Annotated in this window: 15 protein-coding genes; 4 read left to right on the forward strand and 11 right to left on the reverse strand. The window is 68.5% G+C overall.

Annotated features, from left to right (window positions below; all coding sequences use genetic code 11):
• Nucleotides 1-42 precede the first annotated feature (42 nt).
• Both ACGFNJ_RS15150 and ACGFNJ_RS15155 read right to left on the reverse strand, forming a co-directional pair.
• Nucleotides 43-207, reverse strand: a complete 165-nt coding sequence (locus ACGFNJ_RS15150; protein WP_393447525.1) for a hypothetical protein — start codon at nt 205-207, stop codon at nt 43-45.
• A complete protein-coding gene (locus ACGFNJ_RS15155) occupies nt 204-1,418 on the reverse strand; it encodes a sugar ABC transporter permease (RefSeq protein ID WP_393447527.1) in 1,215 nt (404 codons plus the stop codon). The genes ACGFNJ_RS15150 and ACGFNJ_RS15155 overlap by 4 nt, the downstream gene beginning before the upstream one ends.
• Here ACGFNJ_RS15155 and ACGFNJ_RS15160 point away from each other — a divergent pair.
• Nucleotides 1,417-1,587 carry a hypothetical protein gene (locus ACGFNJ_RS15160; protein WP_393447529.1) on the forward strand — a complete coding sequence of 57 codons (171 nt, stop codon included), beginning with the start codon at nt 1,417-1,419 and terminating at the stop codon, nt 1,585-1,587. The genes ACGFNJ_RS15155 and ACGFNJ_RS15160 overlap by 2 nt on opposite strands.
• On the opposite strand, the gene ACGFNJ_RS15165 is transcribed toward ACGFNJ_RS15160, so the two are convergent.
• Nucleotides 1,568-2,305, reverse strand: a complete 738-nt coding sequence (locus ACGFNJ_RS15165) for an ATP-binding cassette domain-containing protein (protein WP_393447531.1) — start codon at nt 2,303-2,305, stop codon at nt 1,568-1,570. The two genes, ACGFNJ_RS15160 and ACGFNJ_RS15165, sit on opposite strands and share 20 nt — an antisense overlap.
• Entirely contained in the window at nt 2,302-3,384 is a 1,083-nt protein-coding gene (locus ACGFNJ_RS15170; RefSeq protein WP_393447533.1) for a sugar ABC transporter substrate-binding protein, read from the reverse strand. Before ACGFNJ_RS15170 ends, ACGFNJ_RS15165 begins: the two co-directional genes overlap by 4 nt.
• Before the next feature lie 103 nt (nt 3,385-3,487).
• Between ACGFNJ_RS15170 and ACGFNJ_RS15175 the strand changes: the two genes are divergently transcribed.
• Nucleotides 3,488-4,663 (forward strand): ROK family protein, encoded by a 1,176-nt coding sequence (locus ACGFNJ_RS15175; protein ID WP_393447535.1) that lies wholly within the window; start codon nt 3,488-3,490, stop codon nt 4,661-4,663.
• Nucleotides 4,664-4,818: 155 nt separating this feature from the next.
• Here ACGFNJ_RS15175 and ACGFNJ_RS15180 read toward each other — a convergent pair whose 3' ends face one another.
• The 6 genes from ACGFNJ_RS15180 to ACGFNJ_RS15205 all read right to left on the reverse strand — a co-directional run bounded on the left by ACGFNJ_RS15180 (nt 4,819) and on the right by ACGFNJ_RS15205 (nt 13,064).
• Entirely contained in the window at nt 4,819-5,415 is a 597-nt protein-coding gene (locus ACGFNJ_RS15180) for a hypothetical protein (RefSeq protein WP_393447537.1), read from the reverse strand.
• On the reverse strand, nt 5,408-5,689 hold the full coding sequence (locus ACGFNJ_RS15185; protein ID WP_393447539.1) for a hypothetical protein: 282 nt from the start codon (nt 5,687-5,689) through the stop codon (nt 5,408-5,410). Before ACGFNJ_RS15185 ends, ACGFNJ_RS15180 begins: the two co-directional genes overlap by 8 nt.
• Nucleotides 5,690-5,732: 43 nt before the next feature.
• Nucleotides 5,733-6,272 carry a hypothetical protein gene (locus tag ACGFNJ_RS15190; RefSeq protein WP_069167004.1) on the reverse strand — a complete coding sequence of 180 codons (540 nt, stop codon included), beginning with the start codon at nt 6,270-6,272 and terminating at the stop codon, nt 5,733-5,735.
• Between the two features lie 65 nt (nt 6,273-6,337).
• Nucleotides 6,338-10,906, reverse strand: coding sequence for a hypothetical protein (locus ACGFNJ_RS15195; RefSeq protein ID WP_393447541.1), 4,569 nt, complete (start codon nt 10,904-10,906; stop codon nt 6,338-6,340).
• Between the two features lie 123 nt (nt 10,907-11,029).
• Entirely contained in the window at nt 11,030-11,368 is a 339-nt protein-coding gene (locus tag ACGFNJ_RS15200; protein WP_393447543.1) for a hypothetical protein, read from the reverse strand.
• A gap of 340 nt (nt 11,369-11,708) precedes the next feature.
• Entirely contained in the window at nt 11,709-13,064 is a 1,356-nt protein-coding gene (locus tag ACGFNJ_RS15205) for a flavin monoamine oxidase family protein (protein WP_393447545.1), read from the reverse strand.
• Between the two features lie 189 nt (nt 13,065-13,253).
• Here ACGFNJ_RS15205 and ACGFNJ_RS15210 point away from each other — a divergent pair, with 189 nt between their 5' ends.
• Complete coding sequence (locus tag ACGFNJ_RS15210; protein ID WP_393447547.1) at nt 13,254-14,615, forward strand: DUF2252 domain-containing protein; 1,362 nt, start codon at nt 13,254-13,256, stop codon at nt 14,613-14,615.
• A gap of 4 nt (nt 14,616-14,619) precedes the next feature.
• Here ACGFNJ_RS15210 and ACGFNJ_RS15215 read toward each other — a convergent pair whose 3' ends face one another.
• Nucleotides 14,620-15,120, reverse strand: coding sequence for a CGNR zinc finger domain-containing protein (locus ACGFNJ_RS15215; protein WP_393447549.1), 501 nt, complete (start codon nt 15,118-15,120; stop codon nt 14,620-14,622).
• A 274-nt stretch (nt 15,121-15,394) separates the two neighbouring features.
• Between ACGFNJ_RS15215 and ACGFNJ_RS15220 the strand changes: the two genes are divergently transcribed.
• Entirely contained in the window at nt 15,395-16,651 is a 1,257-nt protein-coding gene (locus tag ACGFNJ_RS15220; protein WP_393447551.1) for a hypothetical protein, read from the forward strand.
• Nucleotides 16,652-16,979 lie beyond the last annotated feature (328 nt).

Here is a 16,979-nt window from a genome sequence, read left to right on the forward strand (position 1 = left end):
CGAACCGCAGGTCAGATACCCGAGGTCGCCGCGGCTACCCGGTCACGGGTTGTCGTGGACGCGGCGGACGAGTTCGCGCATCTGTGCGGTGCTCAGCTCGCCGCGCGCCCACTGCTCGACCACTGCCGCGGCGGCGGCGTTCGGTGCGAACCCCTCGGATCGCACCGCGGCGAACGCGTGTAGTCGGCCGCGTCCGCGGTCACTCATCGCGCACCTTCGGCGCCTCGCCGCGCCACCGAGTCGATGGCGACGGAGATGGCGAGGACGGCGCCGGTCACCATGAACCGGACCGACGAGTCGACGTTGAGCAGCAGCATGCCGTTGGTGATCGACTGAATGACCAGGATGCCGAGCAGTGCCGCGTAGGCACGGCCACGCCCGCCGAAGAGACTCGTCCCGCCGATCACCGCGGCGGCGATGGCGTTGAGCAGGATGTCGCTGCCGCCGGAACTCTGGTTCACCGCGACCAACCGGGACGCGGCCAGGATGCCGCCGAGGGTGGCCAGCGCCGAGCAGCCGACGAACGCGGCGATGCGAATCCCGGTGACGTTGATGCCCGCCCGCCGCGCCGCTTCCGCATTGCCACCGACCGCATAGATGCGGCGCCCGAAAACCGTTCGGCGCAGGATCAAGTCGACGACGAGAACGAGCCCACCGAAGATCACCAGGGTCAGCGGCACTCCACGATCGGTGTTCAGCACCAGCACCACACCGCCGAGCAGCGCGGCCAGGCCCCCCGAGCGCACCACGATCCACACCGGTGTCGACGCATCCAGCCCCGCATGCACCCGTTGATGCCGGGTGACCAAGCTCGCCGCAAGGTGACCGCCGGCCAGCAGCACCACCAGCAACCAACCGAGCATGGCAGGCAGCCAGGTGTCGCTGATGGTGGCGATGCCCCGATCGAACGGCAGGTTGACCGTGCCTTCCTTGCCGAGCAGATACAGCATCAACCCCTGCCAGCCGATCAGCCCGGCCAGCGTCACCACGAACGACGGCATGCTCAGCATCGTCCGCATGAGCCCGTGCAGCAGACCGATCGCGGCGCCGACAGCAATGGCGGCGAGCACAGCGAAGACGGTGTTCCACCCGTGCCGCACATAGAGCAGCGTCATCACCACGGCCGTCAGACCGCTGACCGAGCCAGCCGAGAGGTCTATTTCCCCGAGCAGCAGCACCAGCACGATGCCGAGCGCGATGGTTCCGGTCGCGGCCATCTGCAGTGCCAGGTTGGTGAGGTTCTCCGCCGAGAGGAAGTGCGCGTTGAGCCGATAGAACACGATCGCGATGATGACGAGCCCGATCGCGACCGGCACCGAGCCGACCTCGCCGCGGCGCAGCCGGTCCAGCCCGGCGTCGACCAGTCCGCGTGCCTGATTCGCTTGCCAGATAGGTCTTTTCACCACAATGTCACTCATGACCGCACCTCGCCACGGTCGATTCGGCCTGCTGCGGCGCACGCTGGGACATGAATCGATTCGCTACGCTCTCTCATCGCCGCACCTCGTCGCGCGCTCGCCGGTGATGTCCGATGCCACCTGCGACATGGTTGGTTCGCTGCGCTTTGTCATGCGGCCGCTCCTGTAATCGCTGCCACGATATCTTCTTGAGTCGCTTTTGCGGTCTCGAACTCGCCCGCATTGCGACCGAGGCGCAGCACGACCACGCGATCACTCACCGAACGAACATCCACCAGATTGTGCGAAATCAGTAGCACCGCAAGACCTCGCTCCCGCAATCTGCCGATCAAGGCCAGCACCTGAGCGGTCTGTTCGACACCGAGCGCCGCTGTCGGTTCGTCGAGAATCACCATTCGCGGCCGCCCGAGCAGCGCCCTGGCGATGGCGACCGACTGCCGCTGCCCGCCGGAGAGCGCGGACACCGGCGCGCGCACATCTTTGATCCGGACGTCGAGCGAGGCGAGCAGGTCGCGTGCGCTGCGCTCCATCTCGATCTCGTCGAGCACGCTCAAAATCGTGTTCTCGGCGCCGAGATGCAGGTTCGCGACGACATCGAGGTTGTCGCACAGCGCCAGGTCCTGGAACACGGTGGTGATGCCGAGCGCCTGCGCGTCCTGCGGGCGGGCGATCCGCACGTGCTCGCCGGCGAAGACGATCTCGCCTTCGTCGGCGACGGTCACCCCCGAAATCGCCTTCACCAGTGTCGATTTGCCCGCGCCGTTGTCACCGACCAGCGCGACCACCTCGCCGGCCCGCACCTCGAGGTCGGCTCCGGCGAGCGCCTGCACCGCGCCGTACCGTTTGGTCAGCCCCTTGGCCGCGAGAACCGTTGTGGTAACCGTCATTTGATGCCCGCGGCTTGGCACGCCGCCGCCACGTCCGGCGTGCAGATATCGGCGACCGAGTATAGGCCGTCCTTGATGATGGTGTCCTTGATGTTGTTCTTGCCGACCGCGATCGCCTCTAGCAGATACGACGGGATGTCGGCGACGCCGTTGTCGGTGCGCGCGGGCGCCGTCGGCTTCTCGCCCTTGGTGAGCGCCACGGCGAGCTCGGCCGCCTTCTCCGCCTGCGCACGGTAGTCGAGGTAGATGGTCATGGTCTGCTCGCCGGTCAGAATCCGTTGCACGCCTGCGAGTTCCGCGTCCTGTCCGGTCAGCGGCGGCAGCGTCGCGTAGCCTGCCCGCTTCAACGCGGCGATAGCGCCGCCCGCCATGCCGTCGTTGGCGGAGTAGACACCGACGATCGCGTCCTTACCGAGCGCGGTGATGGCCTGTTCCATCTGCTGCTGTGCCTTGTCCGGCGACCAGTCGGGGGTGTCGAATTCGCGCCCGACCTTCACTTTGCCGTCGAGCGCCTCGTGCGCGCCCTTCTTGTAGTCGCCCGCGCTGGGGTCGGTCGGCGAGCCGTTGATCACCACGACCTGCCCCTTCTCCGCGGTGCCGCGCTTGTACAGTTCCTCGAGCAGCGCCTGGCCCTGCACCTTGCCGACCTTCACGTTGTCGAACGACACGTAGTAGTCGTAGTCGATGCCGGAGATCAGCCGGTCGTAGGCGATGACCGGGATCTTCTTCTGCCGCGCCGTGTTCACCTGCGGCGCAACGGCATCCGCGTTGACCGCGTCGAAGACGATGACATCGGCGCCCTGGGTGAGTGCGGATTCGAACTGGCCCTGCTGTTTTGCCGCATCCTGATCGGCATTGAAGTAGAGCACCCTGCACTTGTCGCAGAGTTGCTTGACCTTCGCCTCGAACAGCGGACGATCGAAGGCTTCGTAACGAGTGGTCTTGGATTCCGGGAGCAGGAGCGCGATCGTCGGGTTGTCGCCACCCGACTTCGCGTCGTTCGCGCTGTCGCCGGAGCTACAGCCTGCCGCCAGGACGAGTGCGGCCGCCGCCGCGCTGAAGAGCTGAATACGACGCATGAGGTCACCGTGCCGAGAGGAGAGCGAGAGCGCCCGGTTGAGCGTTGGTAAGAAAGGTAGTTTACTAACAACGAGGTGTCCAGTGGTACGAGCAGGAGGATTGATGAGTAGGGTCGGCAATCCCCAGCTCCTTCGGACGATGAACGAGCGGCTGCTCCTCGACTACCTGCGCGTCAGCGGACCGGCATCGCGCGGCGAGCTGGCCAAGGCCAGCGGGCTCTCGAAACCTACCGTCTCGGCGGCACTTTCGGGTTTGGAACAGGCGGGACTTGTACAACTCGTCGGCTCGCTGAGCGGCAGGCCGGGCCCGACCACCGCGCTCTACGACGTCAACGTGCGCGCGGGCGTGGTGGCAGGCATCGACATCGGCAGGCACTGGATCCGGCTCGCCGTCGCCGACCTGCGCGGCGAGTTCATCGGCCGTCGCGACGTGCGCAACACCGCGCGCTCGGCCCCCGATCTGGTGCGGCGGGTGCGCACGCTGGCCGACGAGGTGGCCGACTCGGCCGGAATCGACTGGACCGCAGTCCATTACGCGGTGATCGGAAGTCCGGGCGTACTCAACGCCGACACCGGCCGGTTGGACTACGCCCAGAATCTGCCCGGCTGGGGCCGCGCCGGACTGGTCGGCCAGCTGCGCGACGCGCTCGGCGTCGAATCGACCATCGAGAACGACATCAACCTCGCCGCGGTCGGCGAGCTGACCTTCGGCGCAGGAGCCGGGCTGCGCAACTTCGTGCTCATCTCGATCGGCACCGGCGTCGGCATGGGCATCGTGATCAACGGCGAGCTCTACGTCGGCAACAGCGGCGCGGCGGGCGAGGTGTCGTTCCTGCCCGCCACCGAGGTCGACGCTCCCCCGCTCGACGCCCGCGAACGCGGCATGACCGAAACCGTCGCCGCCGCAGGCGGAGTCGCGCGCACGGCCGAGCAGATCGGACTGCCTGCGGCCTCCGCGAAGGAGATCTTCACCGCGGCGGCCGCAGGCGATCCGCGCGCCATGGCCGTGGTGGAGGCGGAGGGCCGCAGGATCGGCGCACTCGTCACCGCGGTCGCCGCAATCCTCGACCCCGAGCTCGTCGTGCTCAGCGGCGGCATCGGCAACAACCTGGAGCTACTCGGGTCGGCCATCGCGCGACGGATGGCGGAGCTCGGTCCGCTGCGGCCGCGCATCGTCGCCAGCACGCTCGGCGACGACGGTGTGCTCACCGGCGCGGTGTCGCGGGCGCTGTCGGTCGCCCGCGATCGGCTCTTCGAAAGACGTTCAGCAGGAGTCTGATTCAAGCGGTCAGCTGGCTCGCGCTGATCGTGTTCAGCGGGAACCTGAGTCGTGCGATCAACCAAACTCACATCGATCGTGTTCAGCGAGGCCGCACTCACGCGGACAGCCGGCGCACGCGTGGTTGCGCGTGCGCCGGCTGATCACGAGGGTCGTCACCGAGCCGTCAGCGGTGGCCCGTACGCGGGCCCCTTCGGCTCTGCGAAGACGACGGGGCAGGCCCGCTTCATCCGCTCCATGGAGCCGTTGAGCGAGGTCAGTGCCGCGCTCACCGCGTCAGCGACCGGTTGTGCCGGGCTGTTGTTGTCGATGGCGGTGTTGAAGTCCGCCAGCGCGGTGTTGAGTTGACCGCCAGCGGCCGCGACATCACGGTAAGCGCCGCCGATGAGCTTCGAATCCATCTTGTCGGCCACCGGGTTGATGGTCGCCGCGACCTGATTCGACAGCGCCATCCCCTGGGACGCACGCGATTTCACTTCGGCGATATCGCCGCGCTGGGCGGCGGGGCCGAGCCCGTCGAGCTGTTCGGACAGCTGCCGGAAGGTCTCCCGCAGACTGGCAACGGCTTGCCCGCCGCTGGTGCAATCCACGGTCGCCGGGTCGGGCGGGCTGTTGCGGTCCGCGTCGGCGGACTCCCCGCTCGAGCACGCGCTGAGCAGCGCGGCGCCGAGCAGGAACAGGAGCGCGAGGGCGGTCACGCCGAGGGAGGTCTTCCCTCGGCGTGCCGTCCGCTGACCTCGTTGGCTACCCATGAGTCAGCACCGTGAGGATCGCGTTCTGCACGGCAGGCAGGAAGGCGAGCGTAAACACGACCGCCATGCCCACCCCCGCCTGGATCTGCCGATGCCGGTTCCACCACCCGATCGGGGCGGTGCGGGATCGGGTATTCCATGCGACGCCTGCGGCGGTGGCCACCTCGTTGCTTTCGTAGTAACCGAACGCGACGGGCGCCGACCGAACGTCGAGCAGACCACCGAGCGCGTCAGCGGAGCCTACGCCGGAGCCGATAGTGCGCGAATCGAACATGCTGCCAACCCTTTCGGTGGTCCTGGAGCTGCGGTTTCCGGCGTCAGCCGATGATGTTGCTGCTCCACGGCTGCATCAGCTCGTCGTAGACGGCCTGGGTGAACTCACCCTGGCCGACCAGGTCGCTGAGCACCGCGGCGGTGACCGCCTGGCCGACCACCGTGACCGCACCGATCGAGCCGAGTGACTCGAACAGGCTGGTCAGATCGCCGGGGGCGGCGGCAGCGCTCGGCGCGGTGGCGTGTCCGGCGATCATGCCCGCGACCTGGATGTTGCGCGAACGGCCGAACGCCTTGGCGGTCGCGGCCGCGATATTCATCGGCTGCGCCGCGGCGGCCTGCGAGTTCATGCCCTGGCCGAGTCCGGCGAGCAGTCCGGCGAGACCGCCTTCGAGCCCGGCGCCGAAGCCTGCGCCGTTCGACATGGCCGTGACCTTGTCCTGGGCCAACTTCGACGCGGCGGCCTTGAGCTTGTCCTTCTCCTCGGCGGTCAGCTGGGCGGACCGCTCGATGATGCGGACCACGTCCTGCCACTGCGGGCCGTAGAGGTATTCCAGGTGCAGGGTCTCCATCGCGTGGGTCATGTCGATCTCCTCGTGTTCGGTGTATCGAGTGGAATGACTTGGAACAGTTCAGGATTCGTCAGAGCTCAGTGGTCAAAGGAAACGCTGACCAGCTGCGGTGTTCGGTCGTGCGTCACCGCGTCGGTGGCCCCCTTTCCGGTGTAGGGCAACTCCGAGTACGCGACCGGCTGCGGGGCGGACGCCTGCTGGCTCGGCAGCGGGGCGAGCAGTTGCTGCAGTGACGCGGCCAGCTGCTCGAGGCTCGGATCGTCGGGAATGTCGTCGAGGAACTGCGTTCCGGTCGTCGCGGCGCCGCCGCCGACGCCACCGAGCGGACCGTTGCGATCCAGCGCGGCGCGAATGCCGGAGATGATGCCGACGCGAGCGCCGGGGGTCAGCAGCACCGCGATCGCGAGGGCGAGTGCCGCGAGTGCGGCCGCGCCCACCGCGGCGAGCGGTGTGCCGATCAGTGCGGCGAGTGCGACCAGTGGCAAGACGGCCAGCGCGATCGCACCGACCGCGGCGAACGGCAGCGCGACGGCGAGCGCGGGCAGGACGACGGCGAGCACCGCGGCCAGCGCCGCTGCGGCCGCGGCGGCAATGGCACCACCGAGCAGCAGCTTCGGGATCTCGATCAGCGCGAACAGGCCGAGCGCCGCCAGCGGCAGACCGACCAGCGCGGCCAACGCACCGCCGGCAAGCAGCACCGGAAGGGCAAGCAGCGCAAGCGCACCCACCGTGGCTAGGGCGCCGACGGCCAACGCACCCAGTGCCAGCGCACCACCGACGAGGCCGGCCACGGCGAGTGCAGCGAGCGCAAGCGCACCGCCCACCAGCAAGACCGGAAGGGCAAGCAGCGCAAGCGCACCCAGCGTCAGCGGCAGGCAGATCAGCAGCTTCACCGCGACGAACGCCGCGGCCGCCAAGGCAAGTCCGCCACCGATCAGCAGGACCGGGAGCCCCACCGCCGCAAGGGCGAGCGCGCCGACGACCAGCACCGGCAGCGCGAGCACCGCGAGTGCGCCGAGGGCGAGTACACCGACCGCCGCCGCCGCGATGCCGCCGATCACCAAGACCGGAAGGGCAAGCAGGGCAAGCGCACCCACGGCGGCCAACGGCACACCGATCAGAGCGGCGAGCCCGGCCATGGCACCGCCGATCAGCACCACCGGCAGTGCAAGCAACGCGAGCGCACCGAGCACCGCCAACGGAACACCGATCGCCGCGGTCAACGCCCCGCCGATCAGCAGCACCGGAAGCGCAAGCAGCGCAAGCGCACCGACGGCGGCGAGGAGCAGCAGCGGCACGATCGCCAGGAACGCCACCGGAATGCCGATCGCCAGCGCACCGAGCAGGATCACCGCGCCGACGGCCACCACCGGTGCGGCGAGGACGGCGAGCGCACCCAGCCCGGCCAACGCCAGCAGCGGCACCGCGACGAGAGCGAGCAGCGCAAGCACCGGCAGCGCGAGCACGGCGAGTGCGAGCGCACCGAGTGCGAGCACCGGCACCGCGACCACGGCGGCGACGGCCAGCACCGGCAGCGCCACCAGGGCGAGCGCACCGAGCCCGGCCAGCGCGAGCACCGGCAGTGCCAGCAGCGCGAGCACCGGCAATGCGAGCAAGGTCAGCGCACCGAGTCCGGCCAAGGCGACCAGCGGCGCGAGCACCACCGCGACCAGGCCGAGAGTCGCGAAGTCGAGCAACAGGCTTGCGGCGAACAGCGTCACCGCGAGCGCACCGGTGACCACGGCAAGCGCAACGCCGATCACCGCCGCGAGCGCGGGCAAGCCGAACAGACCGAACAGGCTGACGCCGATGCCGAGTGCCGCGATCACCAGACCGGCCACCAGCACCGGCGACCACACCGCGAGCAACGCCAGCGCGATGACCGGCGAGAGCGCGGTCGAGACCACCACCGCGAACGGCCCGAAGACCAGGAACGGCAGTGTCAGCACCGCGGCCAGCACGAACCCGACCACGGCCACCGCCGCCGTCGCGACCACCGCGACCAGCGCGAGCGCGGCGGCGATCACCCAGCCGGCGAGCACGATCGCGCCGAGGCCGAGGCCGCCGACCCCGATGGTCGCCAGCGCGAGCACCGCCATGATCCCGAAGGCCGCCGCCGCGAGCGGCACGGTGACCAACAGCAACGGCGGGAACACCGCGGACACGGCGACGAAGACACCGAGCGCCAGCACCCCGAAGAACACCCACGCGGCCACCAGGCCGAGGCCGATCGCCCCGACGAAGCCGGCGAGCAGCGTGCTCACCACGGCGACAACGCCGATGGTGCCGAGCACACTCAGCAGCAGCCCACCGAAGATCAGCGGCAGCGCGATGAGCGCGAGCGGCGGGTTGATCACGATCAGCGCCAGCGCGGCGAGCGCGAGCATCACGAACGACAGCGCGGAGATCACCAGCCCGCCCGCGAACACGGTGGCGACGGCGGCAAGGCCGAGCGCGAGCAGGCCGAGCACGATGGCGCCGCCGCCGAGCCAGGTGACCACCACGAACGCCGCGGCGACCACCGTCAGCGCGGCTCCCGCGATGATCGAGAAGGCAAGGGCGCCAACCAGAATCAGCGGAATCGCGTACGGCATGGTGACCATCAGGAACAGCGAGGCGACCAGCGCCGCGCCGACCAGGCCCGCGATGGCGAGCAGGACCGTGCCGGTAAGGGCGAACACCGAGAACGCGGCCAACGCGAAACCGCCGAACAGGACCGTCAGACCCAGCGCCACCGGAATCGCGACCAGGCCGATGAACAGCAGCGGCGCCAACAGCGGGCCAAGGATCGGAATGCCGATCACCAGCGCCGCGGTAGCGAGCAGCCCGCCGACCACCGCGAGGGCGACACCGACCGCGGCAAAGGCGGCGAAGACGATGGCGCCCGCGGCAAGTCCGCCCCAGAACACGGCGGCGGCCACGAGCTGAATCGCGGTGGCCACCAACGCCAGCGCGAACAGTGCGATCACGGCAACGCCGGAGACGACCGAGAGCACGAGGAGCCCGGCGAGGGCGACCACCGCGAGGATCACGCCACCCGCAAGGCCGACCGCACCGAACAGCACGGCGGCAACAACCGCGAGCGCGAGCACAATCGGCACCAGGACGAGCCCGAGCGGAGTGAGCAGCGACAGCAGCCCGGCGCCGACGATCAGCCCGGCGGTGACCAGTCCGGCGACACCGAGCACGCCGAAGAACGCAGCGGCAGTAGCGATCAACGCGACAACGCCGAAGGCCAGCGCACCGGTGAAGAGCACCGGCGCGACGATCAGGCCGAGGAACGGCACGAACACCGTGGCAAGCAGGGCCGCAACGGTCAGCACGACGAATCCGACGACGCCGAGCACCAACCCACCGGCCAGCACCGCGACGGCAAGGGCGATGCCACCGACGGCGGCCACCGCGATCGCGGCGATCAGGCCGATGACGACGACCGGCGCCAGCACCGCGAGCGCGATCAGCACGACCGGAATCGCGATGAGCAGCACCGGAATTGCGATCAGCGCGAGCACGATCAGCACCGGGATCGCCAGCACCGCGAGCACCAGCCCGCCGAGCACGAGCGCGCCGAGCACCAAGGGCGCGAACAGGATTGCGCCGAGCACCACCGCGCCGAGCGCGAGCACCGCCGCAACGCCGAGCCCGCCGACGAACAGCAGCGGCACCACCGCGAGCACCGCGACCACCGGAATGGCGAGCAGGCCGATCGCGGTGGGGTGGCGGGCGTCGGAGATCATCGCCCGCACCGATTCCCGGATCTGGGTGAAGACCGCGCCGATCGCAGCGGCCGGGTTCGACGCGAGGGCGAGCAGCGGCGCGAGGAACGCGAGCGCCCCGGCGTTGCCCGCGAGCTGCGGCGCGAACAGGCCGACCACCGGCGCCGCGAGCGCGAGCAGGCCAGGCGGCAGCTGTGCCACCGAATCCTGGTGTCCGGCAGCGGGTTCGGTGAGCATGTCACGCAGCGCCTTGACCGGGTCCGGTCCGTCCTTGGGGAAACCGAACAGCGTGCGCGCCTGATCGATGAGGTCGTCGATGGCCGGTGCGCCCGCGTCGCGGCGCGTGCCTGCGAGCTGGGTGGCCTGCTCGACGAAGTTCAGCAGGTCGTTGACCGGACCACGCAGCGGACCGTCGGGGAACGTGGTGTCCGCCCAGGTGGCCAGCTTGTCGAGCTGGATGCCGGAGCCGTTGATCTGCGCGACGTTCGCCGCGAGGTCGGCGAGCGGCGCGGGGGCAGCCTGGCCCACCGCGTTCGTCACGGCCGGTCCGCCCTGCCCGCCGAACCACGGGGCGGGCGGTGCGCCGACACCACGGAAGGTGTCGATCGCCGAGTTCACCTGGTCGCCGAAGGGCGTGTACTGGTTGGCCGCGCCAGCGGCGTTGTCGAGTGCGCCGTCGATCGCGTCCTGCTGCGCCGGATCGAGCAGCTGCCCTGCCACGTCGCCCGCGCCGGACAGCAGGCCGTTCAGGTCGCTGGGCGGTGCCGGAAGTTCGAAGTCGGCGGAGGCGTTGCCTGCACCGATCATGGCGGTCGCCATCGAGGCGAAGGTGGCTGCGGCGTACAAGCCGCGACGATTGCGGACAACCTCTTTGCGATGGCGGCCTGCCGCCTTGGTTTCTCTGGTTCGTTCCTTCGTGTCTACGCGCATTAGCTCAAGCCTCTCCATACACCCGCCCGGTAGGACGTTCTGGTTAGGACGCGCGCTTGGCCCTGCTGGGGTGTGAAGGCTCTCGGCGCGGAAGGCATGCCGGGGGTTCTTCCCCGTCCGGATCTAGACCGGACCGTTTTCGGCCAGCGCACACACCGCGGTCGAACCGCCGCCATCGCGACCGATGGTCGGGCCGATGTGGGTGTGGGCCATGCCGAGAATGTCGCGGCAGCGGATGAAGGCGTGTGCGCCTTCGCCAGCGCCGGGTTCACATGTGAGCGTTAGTTGATTGGTAACAGAGGTATCGGTCGTGCACCCGGAAAGGTCGGGGTCCGCGGCAGCGTTGCCTGGTCCGACAAGCAGCCCGCCTGCCAGCACTGTGCACAGCATCAGCAGCACGGCCGTGAGGGCACGACTCGACGTGAGCCGCACCCTTTGCTGAACGTTTGCTAGATGTGCCATGGGGTCTATGGTTCGCGCCAAGCAGAATGGCAGTCAACATAACGGAGATCACTATTGGTCATTTCGCCAGGTCGAATGGCAGTTTTTTCTTCAGACACGGTGTAGCGCATAAATGAAGCGTCAATGCCTCTGTACTCGACCCAGCAACCGGTCTAGGATTCAGCAATTCATTTGGACAAATGCCCAGATAGTGAAGTTGGCCGGTCAGGGCCATGAACCCACACCGTGGATGCCTATATCTCTTATGTCTGCATGGGCGATGGACCGCAGAACTGTTTGCTGCGTCATTCTCCGGTCAGCGGCGGAAAGTGACCGACGCCACGACCGCCACATCGATTAGCTAGGCAACGGTGGCGGCCTGCTGTGCCGCGATGACTTCCTCGGCGGCCCGGTGACCGGACCGGATCGCACCCTCGATGTACCCCGACCACTCCGTTGCGGTCTCGCTGCCCGCCCAGTGGATCGCGCCGATCGGCTGCCGCAGCGCCGACCCGATGCTGGTCAGCACCCCCGGCGGGAAGAAGGCGCCGTAACCACCCCTGGTGTAGGGATCGTCGGCCCACACCTTCTCGCGCCAGTCGATCGGATTGCGGGCCACATGCCCGAACGCTCGGACGAGCGAACCGACGATCATGGTTCTACGCTCCGCGGCGGGCAACGCGGCCAGGCGATGAGCCGCACGGCCTGGCACGAGGACCCCGAGGCACCCCGGACCGCCTGGACGGGTGGCATCGAAGGTGACCGGGACCGGGTCGTAGAGATTCAACGCCTGGCCGGTGAGCTTGTCGTCGCGCCAGAAGGGTCGCTCGTACACAGCGAAGGCCTTCAGCACCGAACCCATCGGCATCCGCTGGGTCAGATGGTCGCGGGCGGCGGGCACCGGCGGGTCGTAGCAGATACGCCCCGCCAACGTGGGCGGCACCGCGACGATCACGTGCCCGGCCTGAACCCTGCCGAACGAACCCGCCACCGAAAGTCCCTGCGCCGCTTCGCGAATCGCCGTCACGGCGGAATCGAGCCGCAGCGCATCGCTCAACTCGGCCGCCATCGCGTTCGCCGGTCCGTCGGCACCGTCGACGAACAGCCGGGTCACCGTTTCCGCCGTCACGCCCGCCTCGACACCGCCTGCGGACCGGATGGTGGCAAGCAGCGCGAGCATCGAGACACTGCCGACGTCGACGCACAACTCCTCACCGATCATCACCTCGGCCAGGTGCCGCGACCTGCGCTCAGGCAGATTGCGGCGCAACCACGTCGCCGCGGTCATCGCATCGAGCCGGTCGGCGCCAGGCGACGCCCACGGGCGCGCCGGATCGATCCGCGCGGCCATCCGCTCGATCCGCCACATGGCCTGCCCGAGCACCAGCAGCACGAGCGGCGACAGCGGCGGCGTCGCCCCGCTGAACGGCCGCCGGACCGCGCCCTCGACCAGGAGATTCGCGCCGACGGACGGCGAGGCATAGGTGTCGGCGCCGTACGCCGCCGCCAGCGCGGCGAACTCGGTGTGGCCGCCCGAGATCCATTGCGCACCTAGATCGATGGCCCAATCACCGGCGAGCCGATCGGACAGCACCCGGCCGCCGACGCGCCCGCTCGCCTCCAGCACGATGACCGCACGGCCCGCCGCCCGCAAGGCGCGCGCCGCGCACAGCCCCGCATATCCGGCACCGACCACAACCACGTCAGCGTGGTCCATGCCGGCCCTCCCGTCGCTCAGGGTTCGTTGCACACCACTGTTGATCACCCTCGGCCGATGCGCAACCGTTCGGACGTCAATCGCCGAAGGCGATGTCGTGGTGTCGTTCCGGCCATCGGATGGCCCGGTCAAGGCCCGAAACACCGAGGAATTTGCTCATCAATTGCTCGAAAGTGCCACACTGGCACGATGGCGGACACCTTGGCGATCGCGGAACCAGGCTCGGCCGAAATAGGGCGGCGTGCCAGGAAACGGGTCGGCCGACGAACACTCGGCGTCTGGGAGCCGCCCACCGATCGTGGCGATCCGATCGCCGTTCTCGAACGCCAAGCCGCGACCAGAGTCCCCGAACTCGTCCCGATTCGCTACGCCAGAATGGCGGCGGGACAATTTCCGTTTCTGCGCGGTGCGCCCGCGATCATGGCGGCCGACCTCGCCGCCTCGCCCAACAGCGGCCTCACCGTCCAATTGTGCGGCGACGCGCACCTGTCGAACTTCGGCCTGTTCGCCTCGCCGGAGCGGGCGCTGGTTTTCGATCTCAACGATTTCGACGAGACGCTGCCCGGCCCGTTCGAATGGGACGTCAAACGGCTGGCGGCCAGCATCGCGGTCGCCGCACGGTCCAACGGGTTCGCCGACACCGACGCCGAAGCGGCCGTCGGCGCCGCCGCCGCAGCCTATCGGCAGGCGATGAACCGGCTGGCCGGACTCGGCGAGCTCGACGTCTGGTACGAGAAGGTGGACGCCGATGAGTTGGTCGCGGTGGCCCAGAAACCCAAGCGCCGCAAGGGCGTCGAGCAAACAGTGGCAGACGCGCGCACCCGGACCAACCTCCAGGCCCTCGAAAAGCTGACCGAACCGAATGCCGAGGGTGTCCCGCGCATCAAACACCGCCCGCCGCTGCTGATCCCGATCGAGCAGATCGACGAGAAGGTGATCCAACAGGTGTTCGCCGACTACCGTCGGACGCTCCCCGAAGAGCGCCGAGTCCTGATCGACCGGTACGAGCTGCTCGACCTGGCGGTGAAGGTGGTCGGCGTCGGCAGCGTCGGCACCCGCTGCTTCATCGCCCTGCTTGCCGGGCGGCCCAGCCGGAGCCCACTGTTCTTGCAGATCAAGGAGGCCGAGCAGTCGGTACTCGCGCCACACACCGCGGCGAGCAGGTTCCGCAATCAGGGCCATCGGGTGGTGCACGGACAGCGGCTGATGCAGGCCACCAGCGATATCTTTCTCGGCTGGTCGACGGGCCCGGACGACCGGCACTACTACTGCCGTCAACTGCGGGACATGAAGGGCAGCGCGGTCATCGAGGAAATGTCGCGCTCCTATCTCCGCGACTATGCCGCGCTCTGCGGGCACACGCTGGCCCGCGCACACGCCCGCTCTGGCGACCGCGTAGCTATCGCGGCGTACCTCGGCAGCAGCGACACTTTCGACCGCGCGATGGCCGACTTCGCGATCGCGTATGCCGACCAGACCGCCGCCGACTACGAAACCTTGCTTGCCGCAATCGAATCCGGGCGTGTGGTGGCAGCAGCGAAGGCGTACTGAGCGCTCAGCTCACGCGGCGGGAGCGGTGCTCGGCCACGTGCACCCGGTTCGAGCAGCGCGTCGAGCAGAAGCGACGTCGGCCGTTGCGGGAGGTGTCGATGAAGACGTCCTCGCACCCGTCCCTGGCGCAGCGGCCGATGCGATTCGGGTCTTCGCAGAACAACGTAGCGAGTCCAACAGCGGTGTAGGCCTTGACGCGTTCATGTACAGGTGCACTTTCATCTGCGAAGTGCAGGTGTGGGTTACGTCCGTCGTGTACCGAAATGTATGGCCTGCTCGTGGTTTTCGCGAGCAACGCGTTGAGCTGATCGACCGTCGGGTTGTCGAACATCGCGTCGAGTTTTCGGATCCAGCGCCGCAGCTCCACAGTTTGCGCGGCGGATACCGGGCCGAGAGGTTTGTAATCCGAGGCCGCGAGCAGCGCCACGAGATCCGCGTCCCGATCGGCGTTGACCAGCCGAGCAGCCAGTTCCGCCGCCGCGCCGCCGTAAGGGTTGAAATGCATAAAGCCATTACACCAGGCTTGGGCTCATGAGCGTGAATTGCCCCTCCTGCGCCTGGCCTGCACCGACAGTCGTCTCCGCGCACGGCACCGTCCGCTACCTGCGATGTGTCTGCGGCCAGTGGCTGATCGTCGACGATGGTCTCGTTGTGGCCACAACCGGAAACAGCCTGTTCGGTAGGCGCGATACATCACAGAGGTGAAGATCCCGAAAGACTGTGGTGTGCCCGGTTGTTCGAGCTAGCCTCGATGGGCAGTCTCATGTGGAGGGATCGACATGACCACGGCTACCGTCATCCGGCCGTTGGCACCGAGCGAGGAGATCTTCGCGGGTAGCGAAGTTCTCGTCGGCTATTCGGTGCGGCTGTCCGGCCGGTTGAACCTAGGCGCGTTGGCGGCGGCATTCGACGCCGTCCTCCGGGCCTACCCGGTGCTCGCGGCCCGTCTGGAGCCAGCCGGACGCGGCCACATCCTGGTCGGCGCGCCCGGCGCCCCGCCGGAAATCACCGTCGTCGACGGCGATCCTGAACAGTTGCTGGCCGGGGCCGACTTGGACCAGCGCACCGCACTCGCCGCATTGTGCGTGGTCCGCAACGGCGAACACGCCGGCGTGACGCTGGTGACCCACCACAGCATCGCCGACGCGTGCCATTCGCTGGCCGTGCTCGCCGAGCTATGGTCCTGCTACACCGACATCTGCCAGGGACGTTCGCCGAATCCGGCGCTGCACGGATATCCGGCCGCGGTCGAAGACCTGCTGGTTTCCCGAGGTGTCGAAAAGGCCATCGGCGTGCCGACCATTGTGCGACCGTTCGCGGTCGCCGAACCACTCACCGCCGTCCCGCCCGCAGTGACCGACTCGGCCTACCTCCTGCCGCTGACGGCACGATGCAGACTGACGAAACCGGAAACCGCCGCGCTGGCCGACCTCGCGCACCGCGAAGGCACAACGATCAACGGCCTCGCGTCGGCCGCGATCCTGCTCACCGAGGCCGAACTGCGCGAGCTACCGCTGACCGAACTCAGCTACACCTACTCCGTCGACCTGCGCAACCGGGTCACCCCCGTGATCGGCAGCACCGAAGGGACGAACATCCTCGGGTTCGCCGACTTCGTGCCCAGCCACGGCGCGGGCTCCACACTGATCGGGCTGGCCCGCGGCATCAGCGACGCGCTGCAGGCCGGCCTCGCCACCGGAGCCGTGCAGCAGTCACCACTGCACATCCCCGATATCGCGTCCACCCCGCCGCCGCGCGCCCCCGGCATCGTGCTCGCGACGAACTGGGGCAGGATCAGCCCGCCACGGATGCCGGACAACTTGCGCATCAACGACTTTCGCTCCGTGATGCTCGCCAAGCCGGACAAGGCCGGGCATCGGCTGCAGCAGCCGAGCGGCACCATCATCATCAGCACGTTCGACGATCAGTTGAGCATCGAGATCCATCATCCCGAGGAGACCACGGCGCAACAGCGACTGCGGGTGCGGGTGCTCGCGTCGCACTTGGACGCGGCCCGAGAGGTCGGGGCCGCGTAACCCCGTCCGATCGGATGGTGCGACGACGCATATCCTGTGCTCGAGTCGGCAGCGAGGGTTCGGGTGATGGTGGAGACAACGGTGATCGGCACGTCGGCGAGTACGCGGTGGGCTGAGCATGCGCGGATGCGCGGGGCGGTGCGGAGAGCGGAACTTCCTGGGGGACATCCTGTTTGGATATTCGCCGGGTACGACGAGGTGGCCGCGTTGCTTGCCGATCCCAGGTTGAGCGTGGACAAACGAACCTCTGGCGGCAAGTACACCGGATTCGCCCTGCCACCCGCGCTGGACCGGAATCTGTTGAATATGGACGGCAACGAGCACGGTC

This window comes from Nocardia sp. NPDC049149, from assembly GCF_043197455.1.
Lineage (GTDB): Bacteria > Actinomycetota > Actinomycetes > Mycobacteriales > Mycobacteriaceae > Nocardia.